The following is a 16830-nucleotide window of genomic DNA, read 5'->3' on the forward strand; positions in this document are numbered from 1 at the left end:
TTGCCGATTTTCAGTTAAAATACAGTGCTTTCGCACCGGCGAAAGCTTGATGTAAAAATATTTCAAGTTTGCAGAAAGCGAGATTATCTTGAACACCACGTCCCTCAGTTACCGTGATGCCGGCGTAGACATCGACGCCGGCGACGCGCTGGTCGAAAACATCAAGCCTTTTGCCAAGCGCACCATGCGCCCGGAAGTCCTCGGCGGCATCGGCGGTTTCGGCGCACTGGTGGAAATCTCCAAGAAGTACAAGGAGCCGGTGCTGGTTTCCGGCACCGACGGCGTGGGCACCAAGCTCAAGCTGGCTTTCGACTGGAACCGCCATGACACCGTCGGCATCGACCTGGTGGCGATGAGCGTCAACGACATCCTGGTGCAGGGCGCCGAGCCGCTGTTCTTCCTCGACTACTTCGCCTGCGGCAAGCTGGACGTGGCGCAAGCCACCGAGGTGATCAAGGGCGTCGCCGCCGGCTGCGAACAGGCCGGCTGCGCGCTGACCGGCGGCGAAACCGCCGAGATGCCGGGCATGTACCCGGCCGGCGAGTACGACCTGGCCGGCTTCGCAGTCGGCGTGGTGGAAAAGAGCAAGGTGATCAGCGGCCGCGACATCGTCGCCGGCGACGTGGTGCTGGGCCTGGCTTCCAACGGCGTGCACTCGAACGGCTACAGCCTGGTGCGCAAGATCATCGACCGCGCGCAACCGGAACTGGACGCGCCGTTCGACGGCGCCAAGACCCTGCGCGACGCGGTGATCGCCCCGACCCGCATCTACGTCAAGCCGCTGCTGAAGCTGATGGAGACGCTGCCGGTCAAGGGCATGGCCCACATCACCGGCGGCGGCATCACCGAGAACACGCCGCGCGTGCTGCCGGCGGGCACCGTCGCCCAGATCGACGCCAAGAGCTGGCAGCTGCCCAAGCTGTTCCAGTGGCTGCAGCGCGAAGGCAATGTGGACATCCAGGAGATGTACCGCACCTTCAACTGCGGCATCGGCATGGTGGTGGTGGTGGCGCCGGAACACGCCGAACAGTCCATGGCGCTGCTGCGCGAGGCCGGCGAAACCGTCTACCGCATCGGCCAGGTGCGCGAGCGCCAGGGCGACGAGCACCAGACCCAGATCGGCTAAGGCGAAACCCGCCGCGACACCGCGCGCCGCTGGCTCCGCCGGCGGCGCTTGTCGTTTATCGCCAGGCGAACGGAACCAAGCCGGCGCAATCGCAACGAACAGGAATGGCAAGCCATTCCGGACAAGAGCCATGAAAAACATCGTCATCCTGATTTCCGGCCGCGGCTCCAATATGCAGGCCATAGTCGACGCCGGCATTCCAGGTGCCCGCGTCGCGGCGGTGATCGCCAACCGCCCGGACGCGGCCGGCCTGGTCTGGGCGGCCGAGCGCGGCATCGCCGCGGCGGCGCTGGACCACAAGGCCTACTCCAGCCGCGAGGCCTTCGACGCCGCGCTGGCCGAGGCCATCGACGCCCATGCGCCCGATCTGGTGGTGCTGGCCGGCTTCATGCGCATCCTGACCGAAGGCTTCACCCGCCGCTACGAAGGCCGGATGCTCAACATCCACCCGTCGCTGCTGCCGGCCTTCCCCGGCCTGCATACCCATGAGCGAGCATTGGAAATGGGCTGCAAACTGGCCGGATGCACGGTACACTTCGTCACCGCCGAGCTGGATCACGGCCCCATCGTCGCCCAGGGCGCGGTGAGCGTGCTGGACGGCGACACGCCGGACAGCCTGGCCGCGCGGGTGCTGAAACTGGAACACCAGCTGTACCCGGAAGCGGTGCGCCGCTTCGCCGCCGGCGAGATCGCCGTCGTGGACGGCAAGGTGGCCAGCGGCCCGGGTGCCGCCGCCAGCCTGCTGTCGCCCGTACCCTCAAGCAAGGCCTAAATGACCCGTCGCCGTCTGCTGCTGATCGCCCTTGTCCTGTCGTTGCTGCTGCACCTCGCGTTGCTCGGCTCCGACTTGCTGCCCGCGATCAGCGCGCCGCCGGCGGACGAGCCCAAGCTTGAGAAGATAGACGTCAAGATGCAGGCGATGCGGCTGGACGAGACCCCGCCGCCGCCCGCCCAAGGCACGGCTGGCGTCAGCCTGCGGCCGGCTGAGACGGCGAAGCCAAAACCGAAACCCAAGCCCAAGCCAGCCCGCAAGCGCGAAGCCTCGAAGCCGGCGGAGCAGGCCAAAACAGCAGCCTCGGCCCCGGCGGCCAAAACCGCCTCGACGCCCCAAGCCAGCTCCGAGCCCGCTGCGGAAGCCTCGCGGCAAGCCGCGGCGGAGCAAGCCTCCAGCGCGCCGGCCGCGGAAAACGCACCGCGCGAGAACCGCGCGGACAAAGCCGGCCTTATCCACCCGGACGCGCCGCTGCGGCAGTTCCCCGCCGCTGCCAAGATCCGCTACCAAGGGTACTGGAACAGCGCGATGCTGGGCTTCGGCGATCTGGACTGGCAGCGCAGCCAGGGCCGTTACCAGCTGGACATCACGGTCAGTCCTTTCATCGGTCCCAAGCTGCGCTATCTTGCACTAGGGACGATAGGCAAGTCCGGGCTGCGTCCGGACAGCATGCAGTCATTCCGCGGCGGGGATCTGAAAGAAGCGGCCCGCTTCGATTACGACGCCGGCCTGCTGCGTTACGGCAGCAACGAAGACAAGCAGCTGCCGCTGAAGCCCGGCGCGCAGGACGCGTTCAGCCTGGCTTTCCAGCTGGCGCTGAAGGGCGGCGATCTGGGCCATGCGCCGATACAGATCACCACCGCCAAGAAGGTTTACGAATACCCGATGGCGCCGAACGGCGCCTTCGACTACGACACCGGCGCCGGCAAGATGCGCGTGATCGTGTTCCGCGCCCAGGGCGACGGAGACTTCACCGAATTTTGGCTGGCCCCGGATTTCGCCAATTTGCCGGTGCGCATCATTCGCGCCGACAAGGACAAGCGGATCGAGCTGAAAGCGATCCGCGTGGATGTGAACGGCAAGCGGCAGTGGGAATTGCCGCCGCAACCGACGATACGGAACAAGAATGCACATTAGCCATAGCCAACTGAAACACCTGGAAACCGTCATCGGCCAGATGACCCGCTTCGACCGCCCGGCGGACGCCGTGCTGTCCGCCTACTTCCGCGAGCACAACAAGCTGGGCAGCGCCGACCGCCACCTGATCGCCGAGACCGCCTTCGGCGCGTTGCGCCGCCTGATCCAGCTGCGCGCGCTGATCGCGCCTGAGAAGGCCACGCCGCGCCGCCTGGCGCTGGTGGCGCTGATGAAGTTCAACAAGCTGAACGTCAAGGAGCTGACCGAGGCCACCAGCGCCGGCGAGCGCGAATGGCTGGGCACGGTCAAGGGCAAGACGCTGGAAGACAGCCTGGAGATCCGCGCCGAGCTGCCGCAATGGGTGATCGAGCGCCTGGGCGAGCAAGCGCCGGAAGCGGTGGAAGCGCTGGGCCAGGGCCTGATGTCGATGGCGCCGCTGGATCTACGCGTCAACACGCTGAAGATGAAGCGCGAAGAGCTGCTGGACCGCCTGAACGCGGACGGCATCGCCTGCGAAGCCACGCCGTACTCCCCGCTGGGCATCCGCCTGAAAGACAAGCCGGCGCTGTCCAAGCACGAGCTGTTCAAGGCCGGCGCCTTCGAAGTGCAGGACGAAGGCAGCCAGCTGCTGGGTCTGATCACCGGCGCGCGCCGCGGCGAAATGGTGGTGGACTTCTGCGCCGGCGCCGGCGGCAAGACGCTGCTCTTGGGCGCGCAGATGTCATCCAGCGGCCGCCTGTATGCGTTTGATGTTTCTGAGAAGCGTCTGGCCAACTTCAAGCCGCGCCAGGCCCGCTCCGGCCTGTCCAACGTGCACCCGCAGCTGTTGGCGCACGAGAACGACTCCAAGGTGAAGCGCCTGGCCGGCAAGGCCGACCGCGTGCTGGTGGACGCGCCGTGCTCCGGCCTGGGCACGCTGCGCCGCAATCCGGACCTGAAATTCCGCCAGAACCCGGACAGCGTGGCCGAACTGAACGCCAAGCAGGCGTCCATCCTCGCCTCCGCCTCGCGGCTGGTGAAGAGCGGCGGCCGCCTGGTCTACGCCACCTGCAGTCTGCTGCCGCAGGAAAACCAGGCCATCGTCGAAGCCTTCCTGGCCGAGCACGCCGATTTCAGGCTGGTGAAGATGGACGAGGTGCTGGCCGAACAGAAGATCCCGCTGCAATGCGGCGACTACCTGGAGCTGAAACCGCATCTGCATAACACCGACGGCTTCTTCGCCGCGGTGCTGGAACGCAGCCAGGCCTAAGCGAAACAAGGGCTCTGAGCCGCGGCCCGCTTGCCATGCGCAGGCGGGCCGCGCTCGTATTCAAGGCCCGATCGGAGTATATTAGACAAGAGTGATTTTAAAACCGGCATTTCACGCCGCCCAGGAGCCGCCCGCCCGATGCAGGACCACCTACCCCGCCGTTCCAGGCGCCAGCGCGTCAACCGCCGCCTGCGCTATCTCTACCTGTCCGCCGCGCAATGGCGGCGCCAGGTGCCGGTCTGGATCGCGGCCATCCTGATCGGCCTGGTGGCCTATGTCTTCGCCCAGGGCAGCCACTGGTCGCACGACCTGTTCTTCAAGGCCTACGACGCGTCGCCCTTCTGGAGCCTGCTGATCACCCCGGCCGGCCTGGCGCTGGCGATCTGGATCATGCATCGCTTCTTCCCCAGCTCCGCCGGCGGCGGCATTCCGCAATCCATCGCCGCGCTGGAGCCCGGCATGCACAAGCTGCGCGAATACTGCTTCACGCTGAAAGCCGCCTTCGGCAAGGTGCTGCTGACGCTGATCGGCATCAGCTCCGGCGCCACCTTCGGCTACGAGGGCCCCATCGTCCAGGTCGGCGCGGCGATCAAGTATTCATTGAACCGCAAGGCCGCGCAGCGCCACGACGGCGCCGCCCGCAGCTTCATCCTGGCCGGCGCCGCCGCCGGCGTGGCCGCGGCCTTCAACGCGCCGCTGGCCGGCATCGTGTTCGCCATCGAGGAAATGGGCCGCACCTTCGACATGCGCGCCAGCTCCACCATCCTGCTGTCGGTGATCGTCGCCGGCCTCACCACCTTCGCCATCAACGGCAACTACAACTACTTCGGCATCGTCCACGTGGCGATGGACAGCAAGCAGGCCTGGCTGGCCATTCCCGTTTGCGGCGTCGTCGGCGGCCTGATCGGCGGGCTGGCCTGCCGCGTGCTGCTGGCGCTGTCGCAACGGCTGCCCGGCCCGCTGCACGGCTGGCGCATCCGCTACCCGGTGCGCTTCGCCGCCGGCTGCGGCCTGGCGCTGGCGGTGATCGGCATCATCAGCCATGGCAGCACCTTCGGCACCGGCTACTTCCGCGCCCGCGACATCATCGAGGGCCATGGCGCGGCGCTGCAAGACTACGGCGTGCTGAAGCTGATCAGCATGTTCGTCAGCCACATCAGCGCGGTGCCCGGCGGCATGTTCGCGCCGTCGCTGGCCGTCGGCGCCGGTTTCGGCCTGAACATGTCGCAGCTGATGCCCTTCCTGCCGCAGACCATGGTGGTGCTGCTGGGGATGGTGGGCTTCTTCGCCGGCATGACGCGGGCGCCGATGACCGGCTTCGTCATCGTGATGGAGATGACCGACACCTCGGGCATGATCATCCCGCTGATGGCCACCGCGCTGGTGGCGGCCTCGGTGTCGAGGCTGGTGACGCGGCGCGCGCTGTACGAGGGCCAGGTGCGGCTGTTCCTGCCGCAGTGGCAGGCCAAGGCCGGCCAAATTGACCAGCCTGCCGCCCGCACGTAAAATAACTTATTGAAATGATCGGGTATTTCCGGCGGAAATAGCGCCGGCCAACAGCAAGGATTCAATACATGTCGATTCAACAAGATATCCAGCAAACCGTCGCCGACAACTCGGTGGTGCTGTTCATGAAGGGTTCCGCCCAGTTCCCGCAGTGCGGCTTCTCCTCGCGCGCGGTGCAGATCCTGAAGGCCTGTGGCGTGGAAAACTTCCTGACCGTGGACGTGCTGCGCGATCCCGACATCCGCCAGGGCGTCAAGGATTTCTCCAACTGGCCGACCATCCCCCAGCTGTACGTGAAGGGCGAATTCGTCGGCGGTTCCGACATCATGTACGAGATGTTCCAGAACGGCGAACTGCAGGATCTGCTGAAAGACCTGTAAGCTTTCCCCGGCAACCCGGCCCCGGCCGGGTTTTGCGTTTTGGAGGCCATCCGCGTTAGAATGATGCCCCATACCATCCACGGCAGCCTTGCGGCTGCCGCTGTCATATGTATTGAAAGCTGTTTGCCATCGCGGGCAAGCAGCTTTTTGCCAAGGTAGGGAGCCGAAATTGAACATCACCATCGTTGATCATCCGCTGGTACAGCACAAGCTGGGCCTGTTGCGCGAAGCCGATACCAGCACCATGAAGTTCCGCCAGCTGACCCAGGAGTTGGCCCGGCTGCTCGCCTACGAAGCCACCCGCGATTTCGAATTGGAAGCCGTCACCATCGACGGCTGGTGCGGCAAGATCGACGTCAAGCAGATCAAGGGCAAGAAAGTCACCGTGGTCCCCATCCTGCGCGCCGGCATCGGCATGCTGGACGGCGTGCTTGACCTGGTGCCCTCGGCCAAGATCAGCGTGGTGGGCCTGGCCCGCAACGAAGAGACGCTCGAGCCGGTGTCCTACTTTGAAAAATTCGTCGGCAACCTGGACGAGCGCATCGCCATCATCATCGACCCGATGCTGGCCACCGGCGGCTCGCTGATCGCCACCATCGACCTCCTCAAGCGCAACGGCTGCAAACACATCAAGGCCGTGGTGATGGTGGCCGCGCCGGAAGGCGTGAAGATCGTCAACGACGCCCATCCGGACGTGCAGATCTACGCCGCCTCGCTCGACAGCCACCTGAACGAGCACGGCTACATCATCCCCGGCCTCGGCGACGCCGGCGACAAGATCTTCGGCACCAAGCAGGCCTGACCGCCATGCACCCCATCAGCCGCCCGTTGCTTCCGCAGCCGGCGGCTTTTTTGCAAGCCCGCAAGGATGAAGGATGAACGTCATGGATGACCGCTACGCCGCGATAGACGCCGACTTTCTCGCCCGCTTCCCGGGCGGCTTCCAGGACCCTGACTGGCAGACGCTGGCGCGCAGGCACAAGAGCTATGCCAAGGCCGAAGCGCTGTGCCAGAGCGAGCTGACCCGCGACAAGCTGGACGCGGCGCTGGCCAGCGGCAAGCTGGCCGACGCCACGCACGCCTGCCGCCAGATCATCTCGCTGGCCACCACCGTCAGCACGTTCGAGAAGATCGCCTTCCGCAACTACATGGACAACCGCGACCTGAACCAGCCCTTCGTCCAGGCCTTGCGCGATGTGTTGCACGATTTCGGCCCGAGCAGCTTCGCCGCCTATGTGGACACGCTGGCGATGGCGCGGATGGACCCCAAGGCCAACGCCGCCAAGTGGCCGATCGTCAGCTGCTTTCTGGCTTGCTTCGACCCGCAGGTCCACGTCTGCGTCAAGCCGACGACGGTGAAGAAAGTGGCGGCGCGGCTGGGCGTGGACATTCATTACCAGGCCAAGCCCAGCTACGAATGCTATCAAGCGGTGCAGCGGATGGTGCTGGATTTCCGCAGCCGCAGCATGGTGGCCGCCGATGTGGACAATACGCTGGCGCAGGCGGTGATGTATTGCGCCGTGTGAAACCGACAAGATTACAAAACCAAAACAAGGAAGAATGATGATGCAACAACTCAAGCTGGCGGTGTCCGGCGCCCAGATCCTGTTCGTCGCCTTCGGCGCGCTGGTTCTGGTGCCGCTGCTCACCGGCCTCAATCCGGCGTTGGCGCTATTGGGCGCCGGCCTCGGCACCCTGCTGTTCCAGGCCGCTACCTCCCGCCAGGTGCCGATCTTCCTCGGCTCCTCCTTCGCCTTCATCGGCCCCATCATCTACTCGATGCACACCTGGGGCCCGGGCGCGACCATGTTCGGCCTGTTCGCCGCCGGCTTCATGTACTTCGTGTTCGCCGCCGTGGTGCGCTGGCGCGGCATGGCGCTGGTCAACAAGCTGTTGCCGCCGGTGGTGATCGGCCCGGTGATCATGATCATCGGCCTGTCGGTCGCCACCGCCGCCTCCGGCATGGCGATGGGCCAGGCCGGCGGCAAGCAGGTGCTGCCGTATGAAACTTCGCTGCTGCTGGCCGCCATCTCGCTGGCCACCACCATCGTGGTGTCCATCTACGCCCGCGGCATGTTCAAGCTGGTGCCCATCCTGGCCGGCGTCGTCGTCGGCTACATCGCCGCCGCCTTCCTCGGCGCGGTGGACTTCGCCAAGCTGGCCGCCGCGCCGTGGTTCGCCGCGCCGACCTTCCACAGCCCGGAGGTCAACTGGGCGGCCGCGGCCTTCATGCTGCCGGTGGCCATCGCCCCGGCCATCGAGCACATCGGCGGCGTGATGGCCATCGGCGGCGTCACCGGCAAGGACTACACCAAGACGCCGGGCCTGCACCGCACGCTGGCCGGCGACGGCCTGGGCGTGTGCGTGGCCGGCCTGATCGGCGGCCCGCCGGTGACCACCTACGCCGAAGTGACCGGCGCGGTGATGATCACCCGCAACTTCAATCCGGTGACGATGACCTGGGCGGCGGTGTTCGCCATCTGCATGGCCTTCTTCGGCAAGTTCAACGCGCTGCTGCAGTCCATCCCGATGCCGGTGATGGGCGGCATCATGGTGCTGTTGTTCGGCACCATCGCCTCCATCGGCCTGAAAACGCTGATCGAGGCCAAGGTGGACCTGATGGAGCCGCGCAACCTGGTGATCATCTCGGTGGTGCTGACCGCCGGCATCGGCGGCCTGACGCTGAAACTGGGCGACTTCGCGCTGTCCGGCGTCGGCCTGTGCTCCTTGCTGGCCATCATCCTGAATCTGATTTTGCCGCGCCAGGCCGCCAGCCACGACGGCATAGTCGAAGGCCAGGACATCTGACCCCGCCTCAACACGTCAACATAAACTATTGGATTTAAAAATCTTTTACAACTGGGCACACGTCAACGAGTCTGACAAGGTCTACACTGCAAATCAGCGCCGCGGCCTCATGCCGCGGCGCGGTAGACCGTAGCCAAACTGCTGCCCTGCATCAGCACTACCAGCCCACAGCGGCTTGACGCGGCCTGATTCCAAGCCAAGAACAAGGAAGAAAGCCATGTTGAAAACCCTCGTTGTCACCGCTCTCGCGCTTTTGACGCTTTCCGGCTCCGTCCTCGCCGGCAGCGATGGCCTGTCCGTGATGTGGGCGATGCGCGGCAGGATGGACGCCCAGCTGCACGGCCAGCCGGCGCCGATGATTCCGCAAAACAACTCCATCCCGTCCAACAGCTGATCCCAGTTCCGCCGCCGGCCCGCCGGCGGCGTTCTCAAACGTACAACTCGCCCCGCTCCACCGCCAGCTCCAGCCGCTGGATGAACCACTGCATCGCCCGCCCCGGCTGCTCCTGCTTCCAGGCGAAGCACATCGGCGGGAAGCTGCCGCTTTCCTCTTCCACTTTCTCGATCAGCTCGCCGCTGTCCAGATGTGCCCGCACGTGCGAGCGCGGCAGGTGGCCGGTGCCCAGCCCCGCGACGATGGCCTTCAATTTGGCCTGGCTGCTGTGAACCGTCAGCACTTGCTGTCCTTCCAGCAGGCCTCCGGTCCGCGCCGGCAGGCGGCGCGAGGTATCTCCCACCGCCACCGCGCGGTAGCGGCGCAGCGCATGCGGCGGCACCGGCTCCGGCTCGTCCGCCAGCGGGTGGCCGGCGGCGGCCACCAGCACGAAATCGTAGTCGCCGATGTTGCGGGTGAAGTAATCCCCAGGCGGCGGCTGGTTGGGCGCGCCGATCACCAGGTCGGCGCGGTCGTCGTACAGCGCGTCCCAGATGCCGCCGAAGCTTTCGCGGATGAAATACAGCCGGGTGTCGGACTGCAGCCGGTCGAAATCGGCGATGGACGGCAGCAGCTGCTCGAAGCCGATCAAGTCGCCCACCACGATGCGCAGCCGGTCCTCCCAGCCCTGCGCCTGCTTGCTGACCCTGAGTTCCAGTTGCCGCGCCGCGTCCAGCAGGTGGCGGCCGTCCTTCAGCAGCCGCTCGCCGGCCGGCGTCAGCCGCGCCCGGTGGCCGCTGCGGTCGTAAATGGCCACGCCCAGGCCCTGTTCCAGCTTCTGCACGGTGTACGTCAGCGCCGACGGCACTTTGAACAACGCCTCGGCCGCCGCGGCGAAGCTGCCGTGCTGTTCGATCGCATCCAGCACCTGAATCGCTTCCAGTGTCAGTTTCATTGCCACACCTGATTCAATTTTTTTGAATGTATTGTTCGGTTCTTTCCGATTTTATCGTCGAGATGTCCGTCCTAGAATCATATCCGTAACAAGAAGCCAGCGATACTCGAAATAAGACATCAATATTTTTGATGCATAAGCGAAAGCTGGCAATCCACACATTGAAAGGAAACCACCATGCTGAAGCAAACCGCCATCGCCGCCCTGTCCCTGATCCTGCTGTCCGGCGCCGCCATCGCCGGCGAAGGCAACGACAATATGAAAGCCATGCGCGACCGCATGGATGCCCAGCTGCAAGGCCAGTCCCAACAGCAAGTGCAGCAACAGGCTCCGGCCCAAAAGTAATCGCCGCCTGCCGGCAAGAAAAAAGCGCCGCGGACCAGAAGGTCCGCGGCGCTTTTTTTTATTTCAGCTCAGGTTCGGTCGCCTCGCAAGCGCCCCATCAGCAAGGCATCGTGGTAGGCGCCGTTGCGGAACGAATGCGCGCGCAACCTCCCCTCCTCGACAAAGCCGAAACGGCGGTACAAGGCCTGCGCCGCCAGGTTGTCGGGATAGACCGTCAATTCGACCCGCTCGAAGCCTATCCAGTTGTCGGCCAGGTCCAGCAAGGCCGCCATCAGCAGCTTGCCGACGCCGCGCCCCTGCCAGCCGCGGTGAACGACGATGCCGAGGCCGGCGATATGCGACAGGCGCTCGTCGCCGAGACGCCACAAGCCGGCGCTGCCGACCATCTTGCCCCCATCCGCTTCGCAGACCAGTTGATAGCGGCCGGCTCGCAGCAGGCCATCCATTCTCACCCCTAGCTTCCACTCCGATGGATAAGGCAGTTGCAGCGTATTGCCGTAGACGCTGGCGTCTCCGTAAAGCTCGCTCAGGTGCGCCGCGTCGCCCGGCTCCAGGTGGCGGATGCGGAATTCGCTCATCGCGTTCCCTCCCCTCGCAAGCGCGCCATCGCCAGCACGTCGTGGTAGGCGCCGTCGCGCAGCGCGTAGGCGCGCATCCTGGCTTCCTCGACGAAGCCGAACTTGCGGTACAGACGCTGGGCGCGGGCATTGTCGGCGAACACTGTCAGCTCGACGCGGCGCAGGCCCAGCCAGTCGTCGGCCTGTTCCAGCGCCGCCGCCATCAGCAACGAGCCTATGCCCTGGCCATGCAGGTCGGCATCGACGCCTATGCCCAACTCCGCCGCGCGCAGCAGACGTTCGCGGCCCAGCGGTATCAGTCCGGCCCAGCCCCGCGCCCGGTCGTCGCGATCGACCGCCACTAGCACGACCCTGCCATGCTCGTTTTTTTGCAGCCACTCGCGCCGCTTGCTCAAGGCCGGCCAAGGCAGGCCCAGCATGGCGCCGAATACGGCGGGATCGCTGAACATCGCGTTCAAGGCCTCGGCGTCGGACGGTTCCGCATGGCGGATTCGATAGTCGCTCATGCCTCAGCCCTCCGCGGCCAGTTCAGCCGGCCCATCACCAGCACATCCTCCAGCTTGCCGGCGCGCAGCTGCTCCTGGCGCAGCCGGCCCTCGTACTCGAAGCCGAACTTCTCGTACAGGGCGATGGCGCGGGCGTTGTCGTGAATCACCTTCAACTCGATGCGGATCAGCCCCAGCCAGTTGTCGGCCAGATCGACGACGGCGCGCATCAAGGCCCCGCCTACGCCCTTGCCCTGCCAGTCATCGCGCACCACCAGGAACAGGTCTGCGCTGTGGCGCACCCGCATGCCTTCGTTGACGATCAGTCCGGCCGAGCCGACCACCTCGCCGTCGGCGGCACAGGCCACCAGATTATGGATGTTGGCCGGCCGCTCGTTCAGCTGCTTCTCGGTGACGGACAGGGGCTGGTGCGGCAACTGCAAAGTATCGGGATAAACGCCCGGCGCGGTCTTGATGCGGTGGATCGCGGCGGCGTCGGACGGTTCGACGGAACGGATCAGGTAGGACTGGGACATGATGGTCTCCTGGGAGCCATGGCGGGCAGGCTCTGAGTTGATGGACACAGGCGGGATCGCCGTCAGGTCCGGCAGACCATCATGCCAAATAACTTTTGTGCATTGCAATATAATTTTTATACAGACAAGAAATGCCCCGGCGTCTCGCCGAAGCAGCGGCGAAAAGCGACGATGAAGGCGCTGCTGCCGGCATAGCCCAGCTCCGCCGCGCAGTAGCTCACCGACCGCCCCTCGGCCAGCAGCGCCCTGGCCCGCAGCATGCGTAAGCGCTCGCGCCACTCGGCGACGCCCATGCCGGTTTCGGCGCGGAAATGGCGGATCAGGCTGCGCCGCGACATGCCGATGCGGCCGGCCCAGCGCTCCAGATCCCAATCCAGAGACGGCTCATCCAGCAAAGCTTCGGCCAGTTTGCGCAGCGCCGGATGGCGCGGCCAGGCCAGGCTGGCGGGATAGGGCTCGGCCCAGGCCAGCTCGTCCGCCAGCACGCCGATCAGCCGCCGGGCGGCGTCCGCGCCGGCCTGCTCCGGCCAGGCGCCCAGCCGCTGGAACACGCCCTGAAGCAGCGGCGAAGCCCGCCACACGCGCAGGTCCGGCGGCAGATCCGGCAGCCAGGCGGCATCCAGTTGCAAGCTCCAGCCGCGCAACTCTCCATGGTAATGCGCGCCATGCGGCATGCCCGGCGGAATCCAGCCGACGCAGCCGCCGGGCAGCAGGATGCGCCGGCCATCCGCCTCCAGTTCCAGCGCGCCTTCGCTGGCCCACGCCAGCTGCCCCTCGGCGTGGGCGTGGCGCGCGGTCTGGTCGCCGGCGCCGCGCCGCAGCACCGCCACCGTCAGCCCCGGCAAAATGGCTCGCTCCATATTGGCCCTTTGTAGATATCTATTGGCACTATATGGAAAGCAGGCCAATCCCGCCAGCGCGATACTGGGCGCTCATTCCACGCAAGGAGTTAGCCATGAAGCACGTACAACACACCGAAGCCCTGTCCGCGATCAACCGCAAAGTCATCGCCGACGGCGAGACGCTGCCTGCGGTGAAGCTGCGCGACGGCAGCACGGTGCAAACCGGCACCGTCGCGACCATGCTGGTCAACATCGCCGCCTACAACCAGGGCGAGCGCGGCGAAGTGGAGCGCCAGCTGGAGCTGGCGGTGCCGACGCTGTTCAAGGTGGGCCTGTTCGATCTGTTCCCGCCCGAAGAATGGATCCGCGCGGGCAATCCCGGCCGCCAATTGGTCGGCGAAATGGCCTGCCGCTGGCTGGCTGGCCAGCCAGACAACACATAAGCATATTTCCGCGTCGCCCCAGCCCCTCCCCTCCGCTTTGGCGTTAAGCTGTAGCCTCGAATCGACAGGAGCGGAACATGCTGATGCAAAGACAGGAAGCCGGCCTCTTGGTGGTGGACATCCAGGACAAGCTGTTGCCGGCGGTGCACGATGCGGAAGGGCTACTGGCGCGCAGCCTCTGGCTGATAGGCGTGGCGCGCGACCACGGCCTGCCCATCGTGTTTTCCGAGCAATACCCGCGCGGCCTGGGCGGCACGCTGGCCGCGCTGCGGGAGGCCGCGCCCGACGCCCAGACTGTGGACAAGCTGCATTTCTCCTGCGTGGCGGCCGGCTGCCTGCCGCCGGCATTGACGGAAAAGACACAGATCATCGTCTGCGGCATGGAGGCCCACGTCTGCGTGCTGCAGACCGTGCTGCAGTTGCTGGCCATCGGCAAACGGGTCTTCGTCGCCGCCGACGCGATCTCCAGCCGCAAGCCCGCCGACATCGAACTGGCGACGGCGCGGATGCGCGCGGCCGGCGCAATCATCGTCAGCCGCGAGATGGTGCTATTCGAGCTGCTGGAGAAATCGGGCGGCGACCATTTCAAGACGATGAGCCAGCGCTACCTGCTGGGCGACCAGCCCTAGCGTCTGCCCGCGGTCTCTCAAACGGCCTCAAACGCAAAAGCCCGCCGGAAACGGCGGGCTTGGCCATGGAAAGCGCGGATCGCGCCAGCGGGCTTACCAGATGCCCTTTTCCACCTTGCCGGCCAGTTCCGGATACTTGTCCGCCTTGAACTCGGGCGCCGCGACGCCGGCCTTCAACTGGCGCTGGTAATCGCCCAGCACAGTGAAGAAGTAGCGCGACAGCAGCACGATGGCCACCAGGTTGATCAGCGCCATCAGGCCCATCGCCAGGTCGGCCATGTCCCATACCAGCGGCAGGCTGGCCAGCGCGCCGAACCACACCATGGCCAGCACCACCAGGCGGAAGCCCAGCAACGCGCGCTTGTTGCTGCGGATGAACTCGACGTTGCCCTCGGCGTAGGCGTAGTTGCCCAGAATGGACGAGAACGCGAACAGGAACATCGCCACCGCCAGGAAGGACACGCCTATCGGGCCGAACTGCGACTCGACCGCCTTCTGCGTCAACGCCACGCCGCTCAGGCCCTGATCGTGCACGCCGGACAGCAGGATGATGGCCGCGGTGGCGGTGCACACCACCATGGTGTCGATGAAGACGCCGAACATCTGGATCGCGCCCTGGCTGGCCGGATGCTTGGACGTGGCGGTCGCGGCGGCGTTGGGCGCCGAGCCCATGCCTGCCTCGTTGGAGAACAAGCCGCGCTTGATGCCCAGCATCATCGCCTGACTGACCGCGTAGCCCGCCACGCCGCCGGCGGCCTGCTCCAGGCCCAGCGCGCTCTTGACGATCAACACCACCAAGCCCGGCAGCTCCGCAGCGTGGATGGCCAGCACGTAGAAGGCCATCAGCAGATAGATCAGCGCCATCACGGGCACCAGCCACTCGGCCACCCGCGCCACCGAACGCACGCCGCCGAAGATCACCGGCGCGGTCAACAGCACCAGGCCCACGCCCACCGCGTAACGGTTCCAGCCCCAGGCGCCTTCCGTCGCGGCGACGATGGAATTGGCTTGCACCGCGTTGAACACCAGGCCGAAGGCCAGGATCAGGCACAGCGCGAACAGCACGCCCAGCCAGCGCAGGCCCAGGCCTTTCTGGATGTAGTAGGCGGGGCCGCCGCGGAAGGTGTCGTCGTGATGGCTGGTCTTGAACAGCTGGGCCAGCGTCGACTCGACGAAGGCGCTGGACATGCCGAGCAAGGCGGTCAGCCACATCCAGAACACCGCGCCGGGTCCGCCGGCGGCGATGGCGATGGCGACGCCGGCGATATTGCCGGTGCCCACCCGGCTGGCGAGCCCGGTGGCGAAGGCCTGGAACGGCGAGATGTCATTCTTGCTGACATGGCCGCCGCGGCCGCCCATCATTTCGCGCCAGCCGCGCGAGAACAGCCTCAGCTGCAGCAGGCCGGAGCGCAGCGAGAAGTACAGACCCACCGCCAACAGCAGGGCGATCAGCACCTTGCCCCACAGCACGTCGTTGACGGCATTGATCAAAGAATGAAGCAACTCCATGGTTTTCCTTGTTGTCCTGAGCGTATCGGCGTCCCCGGCGCGAAGCCGCGGGACAGTCTCCCGGTCTGACGCCGGGTGGAATCATTGCGAGCGGCCGCAGGGCCCCCGTTTCATGCTGCGCCTAACAAAATAGAAGGATAGGCAGGCCGGCGGAGGACCGCGCGCGGAATGGCTCGAGTGGGGGGAAAGTCACACTGGCAGGGATGTCAGCCGCATCATTCCGCCCTGGACGGGCGGGAATGCGCAAAAATCTAGCAATAAAGTTCCCATGCTGACAATCAAAAATAAGTAAACGAATTGCAAACAGACTGCTTGGGAAATGTCCTCAGGGGAACGCTTGATCGCCCTATCCAAATGCTAAGCTGAAGCATCCGATCCGAACTCAACCAGCCGGATCGCCCGCCGACACAGGAATCGAGGCTCGGATGAGATCCCTGCTCTGGAGCGCATTGCTGTTGGCCGCCGCGGCCGCCTTCGCCGCCGACAAATCGCTCTGGCGGCTGGCGGCGGACGCCAATTTCGAACCCTACAGCTATCTGTCCGACGATATGGAGCCCCAGGGGCTGGATGTGGAATTGGTCAGCGCGGTGATGCGCGAAACCGGCCAGTCTTTTCGCATCAGCCTGCTGCCCTGGGAGCGGGTGAAACAGCAACTGGCGCTGAAGGAGGCCGACGCCGGCTTCGTGTTCACCGGCACCTCGGAGCGCCGCGCGCAGTACGATCTGGCAGGTCCGCTGCGCAAGGGCCAGACCGTGTTCGTCGCCATGAAGCGCAACCCGCTGCAGGATTGGCGCGGCCTGGACGATCTCAAGCCCTATGTGATCGGCCAGGTGCGTGGCTACAGCTACGACACCGAATTCGACAAGGCCCCGCTCACCCGCGACAACCATGCCGGCTCGCCGCGCCAGCTGGTGGCGATGCTGCTGGCCGGCCGAGTGGATATGATCGTCGGCGACAAGGTGCAGCTGATGTACTTCGTTCAGGAACAAAAAGCGGCCGGCCTGGTGAAAGTGCTGCCCAGGCCGCTGGTGGAAATGCCGCGCTACGTGGCCTTCGCCAAGGGCGATCCGCGCGCGCCGCAATTCGAAGCGGCGCTGAAACGGCTGCAGCAGAGCGGTACGCTGCAGCCGATATTCCAGCGCTGGGCGCAGTGAGCG

20 protein-coding genes are annotated in these 16830 nt (G+C 65.6%); 14 read left to right on the top strand and 6 right to left on the bottom strand.

Annotated elements, in window-relative coordinates:
- Nucleotides 1–88: 88 nt before the first annotated feature.
- The 10 genes from purM to ACX17K_RS08200 all read left to right on the top strand — a co-directional run bounded on the left by purM (nucleotide 89) and on the right by ACX17K_RS08200 (nucleotide 9372).
- Nucleotides 89–1126, top strand: a complete 1038-nt coding sequence (gene purM / locus ACX17K_RS08155) for a phosphoribosylformylglycinamidine cyclo-ligase (RefSeq protein WP_493774413.1) — start codon at nucleotides 89–91, stop codon at nucleotides 1124–1126.
- A 130-nt stretch (nucleotides 1127–1256) separates the two neighbouring features.
- Nucleotides 1257–1898 carry a phosphoribosylglycinamide formyltransferase gene (gene purN, locus ACX17K_RS08160; RefSeq protein ID WP_493774414.1) on the top strand — a complete coding sequence of 214 codons (642 nt, stop codon included), beginning with the start codon at nucleotides 1257–1259 and terminating at the stop codon, nucleotides 1896–1898.
- A complete protein-coding gene (locus ACX17K_RS08165; RefSeq protein WP_493774415.1) occupies nucleotides 1899–3035 on the top strand; it encodes a DUF3108 domain-containing protein in 1137 nt (378 codons plus the stop codon).
- Nucleotides 3031–4284, top strand: a complete 1254-nt coding sequence (locus ACX17K_RS08170) for an RsmB/NOP family class I SAM-dependent RNA methyltransferase (RefSeq protein WP_493774621.1) — start codon at nucleotides 3031–3033, stop codon at nucleotides 4282–4284. Before ACX17K_RS08165 ends, ACX17K_RS08170 begins: the two co-directional genes overlap by 5 nt.
- A gap of 138 nt (nucleotides 4285–4422) precedes the next feature.
- Nucleotides 4423–5790, top strand: a complete 1368-nt coding sequence (locus tag ACX17K_RS08175) for a chloride channel protein (RefSeq protein WP_493774416.1) — start codon at nucleotides 4423–4425, stop codon at nucleotides 5788–5790.
- Between the two features lie 68 nt (nucleotides 5791–5858).
- On the top strand, nucleotides 5859–6170 hold the full coding sequence (gene grxD / locus ACX17K_RS08180; RefSeq protein ID WP_046157362.1) for a Grx4 family monothiol glutaredoxin: 312 nt from the start codon (nucleotides 5859–5861) through the stop codon (nucleotides 6168–6170).
- A 169-nt stretch (nucleotides 6171–6339) separates the two neighbouring features.
- Nucleotides 6340–6972, top strand: coding sequence for a uracil phosphoribosyltransferase (gene upp, locus ACX17K_RS08185; RefSeq protein WP_493774417.1), 633 nt, complete (start codon nucleotides 6340–6342; stop codon nucleotides 6970–6972).
- Between the two features lie 73 nt (nucleotides 6973–7045).
- A complete protein-coding gene (locus tag ACX17K_RS08190) occupies nucleotides 7046–7696 on the top strand; it encodes a hypothetical protein (protein ID WP_493774418.1) in 651 nt (216 codons plus the stop codon).
- Between the two features lie 40 nt (nucleotides 7697–7736).
- Complete coding sequence (locus ACX17K_RS08195) at nucleotides 7737–8978, top strand: uracil-xanthine permease family protein (protein WP_493774622.1); 1242 nt, start codon at nucleotides 7737–7739, stop codon at nucleotides 8976–8978.
- Between the two features lie 217 nt (nucleotides 8979–9195).
- A complete protein-coding gene (locus ACX17K_RS08200) occupies nucleotides 9196–9372 on the top strand; it encodes a hypothetical protein (protein WP_493774419.1) in 177 nt (58 codons plus the stop codon).
- Nucleotides 9373–9406: 34 nt separating this feature from the next.
- Here ACX17K_RS08200 and ACX17K_RS08205 read toward each other — a convergent pair whose 3' ends face one another.
- Nucleotides 9407–10306, bottom strand: coding sequence for a LysR family transcriptional regulator (locus ACX17K_RS08205; RefSeq protein WP_493774420.1), 900 nt, complete (start codon nucleotides 10304–10306; stop codon nucleotides 9407–9409).
- 177 nt (nucleotides 10307–10483) lie between these two features.
- Between ACX17K_RS08205 and ACX17K_RS08210 the strand changes: the two genes are divergently transcribed.
- On the top strand, nucleotides 10484–10651 hold the full coding sequence (locus ACX17K_RS08210) for a hypothetical protein (RefSeq protein ID WP_166440142.1): 168 nt from the start codon (nucleotides 10484–10486) through the stop codon (nucleotides 10649–10651).
- Between the two features lie 68 nt (nucleotides 10652–10719).
- Here ACX17K_RS08210 and ACX17K_RS08215 read toward each other — a convergent pair whose 3' ends face one another.
- The 4 genes from ACX17K_RS08215 to ACX17K_RS08230 all read right to left on the bottom strand — a co-directional run bounded on the left by ACX17K_RS08215 (nucleotide 10720) and on the right by ACX17K_RS08230 (nucleotide 13110).
- Nucleotides 10720–11229 carry a GNAT family N-acetyltransferase gene (locus ACX17K_RS08215; protein ID WP_493774421.1) on the bottom strand — a complete coding sequence of 170 codons (510 nt, stop codon included), beginning with the start codon at nucleotides 11227–11229 and terminating at the stop codon, nucleotides 10720–10722.
- The gene (locus ACX17K_RS08220; RefSeq protein ID WP_493774422.1) at nucleotides 11226–11735 is read right to left on the bottom strand and encodes a GNAT family N-acetyltransferase; all 510 of its coding nucleotides are present in this window, start codon (nucleotides 11733–11735) and stop codon (nucleotides 11226–11228) included. The genes ACX17K_RS08215 and ACX17K_RS08220 overlap by 4 nt, the downstream gene beginning before the upstream one ends.
- The gene (locus ACX17K_RS08225) at nucleotides 11732–12250 is read right to left on the bottom strand and encodes a GNAT family N-acetyltransferase (RefSeq protein WP_493774423.1); all 519 of its coding nucleotides are present in this window, start codon (nucleotides 12248–12250) and stop codon (nucleotides 11732–11734) included. Before ACX17K_RS08225 ends, ACX17K_RS08220 begins: the two co-directional genes overlap by 4 nt.
- A gap of 116 nt (nucleotides 12251–12366) precedes the next feature.
- The gene (locus ACX17K_RS08230) at nucleotides 12367–13110 is read right to left on the bottom strand and encodes a helix-turn-helix transcriptional regulator (protein WP_493774424.1); all 744 of its coding nucleotides are present in this window, start codon (nucleotides 13108–13110) and stop codon (nucleotides 12367–12369) included.
- Between the two features lie 95 nt (nucleotides 13111–13205).
- Between ACX17K_RS08230 and ACX17K_RS08235 the strand changes: the two genes are divergently transcribed.
- Together ACX17K_RS08235 and ACX17K_RS08240 are read left to right on the top strand one after the other, a co-directional pair.
- Nucleotides 13206–13535 (top strand): DUF7709 family protein, encoded by a 330-nt coding sequence (locus ACX17K_RS08235; RefSeq protein ID WP_493774425.1) that lies wholly within the window; start codon nucleotides 13206–13208, stop codon nucleotides 13533–13535.
- A 77-nt stretch (nucleotides 13536–13612) separates the two neighbouring features.
- Complete coding sequence (locus ACX17K_RS08240; RefSeq protein ID WP_493774426.1) at nucleotides 13613–14164, top strand: hydrolase; 552 nt, start codon at nucleotides 13613–13615, stop codon at nucleotides 14162–14164.
- A gap of 93 nt (nucleotides 14165–14257) precedes the next feature.
- Here the strand turns inward: ACX17K_RS08240 and ACX17K_RS08245 are convergent, their stop codons facing one another.
- Entirely contained in the window at nucleotides 14258–15673 is a 1416-nt protein-coding gene (locus tag ACX17K_RS08245) for an alanine/glycine:cation symporter family protein (RefSeq protein ID WP_493774427.1), read from the bottom strand.
- Nucleotides 15674–16098: 425 nt separating this feature from the next.
- Between ACX17K_RS08245 and ACX17K_RS08250 the strand changes: the two genes are divergently transcribed.
- On the top strand, nucleotides 16099–16827 hold the full coding sequence (locus ACX17K_RS08250; RefSeq protein WP_493774428.1) for a substrate-binding periplasmic protein: 729 nt from the start codon (nucleotides 16099–16101) through the stop codon (nucleotides 16825–16827).
- Nucleotides 16828–16830 lie beyond the last annotated feature (3 nt).

The sequence above is a fragment of the Chromobacterium sp. INPA-IVC genome (assembly GCF_059047085.1).

What these genes read in the sequence shown, in the direction of transcription:
- ACX17K_RS08230 (WP_493774424.1), bottom strand. Translation starts at nt 13,110, where the DNA reads ATGGAGCGAGCCATTTTGCCGGGGCTGACGGTGGCGGTGCTGCGGCGC.
- ACX17K_RS08235 (WP_493774425.1), top strand. Translation starts at nt 13,206, where the DNA reads ATGAAGCACGTACAACACACCGAAGCCCTGTCCGCGATCAACCGCAAA.
- ACX17K_RS08250 (WP_493774428.1), top strand. Translation starts at nt 16,099, where the DNA reads ATGAGATCCCTGCTCTGGAGCGCATTGCTGTTGGCCGCCGCGGCCGCC.
- ACX17K_RS08245 (WP_493774427.1), bottom strand. Translation starts at nt 15,673, where the DNA reads ATGGAGTTGCTTCATTCTTTGATCAATGCCGTCAACGACGTGCTGTGG.
- ACX17K_RS08215 (WP_493774421.1), bottom strand. Translation starts at nt 11,229, where the DNA reads ATGAGCGAATTCCGCATCCGCCACCTGGAGCCGGGCGACGCGGCGCAC.
- ACX17K_RS08205 (WP_493774420.1), bottom strand. Translation starts at nt 10,306, where the DNA reads ATGAAACTGACACTGGAAGCGATTCAGGTGCTGGATGCGATCGAACAG.
- ACX17K_RS08175 (WP_493774416.1), top strand. Translation starts at nt 4,423, where the DNA reads ATGCAGGACCACCTACCCCGCCGTTCCAGGCGCCAGCGCGTCAACCGC.
- ACX17K_RS08195 (WP_493774622.1), top strand. Translation starts at nt 7,737, where the DNA reads ATGCAACAACTCAAGCTGGCGGTGTCCGGCGCCCAGATCCTGTTCGTC.
- ACX17K_RS08210 (WP_166440142.1), top strand. Translation starts at nt 10,484, where the DNA reads ATGCTGAAGCAAACCGCCATCGCCGCCCTGTCCCTGATCCTGCTGTCC.
- ACX17K_RS08240 (WP_493774426.1), top strand. Translation starts at nt 13,613, where the DNA reads ATGCTGATGCAAAGACAGGAAGCCGGCCTCTTGGTGGTGGACATCCAG.
- ACX17K_RS08220 (WP_493774422.1), bottom strand. Translation starts at nt 11,735, where the DNA reads ATGAGCGACTATCGAATCCGCCATGCGGAACCGTCCGACGCCGAGGCC.
- purN (WP_493774414.1), top strand. Translation starts at nt 1,257, where the DNA reads ATGAAAAACATCGTCATCCTGATTTCCGGCCGCGGCTCCAATATGCAG.
- grxD (WP_046157362.1), top strand. Translation starts at nt 5,859, where the DNA reads ATGTCGATTCAACAAGATATCCAGCAAACCGTCGCCGACAACTCGGTG.
- ACX17K_RS08190 (WP_493774418.1), top strand. Translation starts at nt 7,046, where the DNA reads ATGAACGTCATGGATGACCGCTACGCCGCGATAGACGCCGACTTTCTC.
- ACX17K_RS08225 (WP_493774423.1), bottom strand. Translation starts at nt 12,250, where the DNA reads ATGTCCCAGTCCTACCTGATCCGTTCCGTCGAACCGTCCGACGCCGCC.
- ACX17K_RS08200 (WP_493774419.1), top strand. Translation starts at nt 9,196, where the DNA reads ATGTTGAAAACCCTCGTTGTCACCGCTCTCGCGCTTTTGACGCTTTCC.
- ACX17K_RS08165 (WP_493774415.1), top strand. Translation starts at nt 1,899, where the DNA reads ATGACCCGTCGCCGTCTGCTGCTGATCGCCCTTGTCCTGTCGTTGCTG.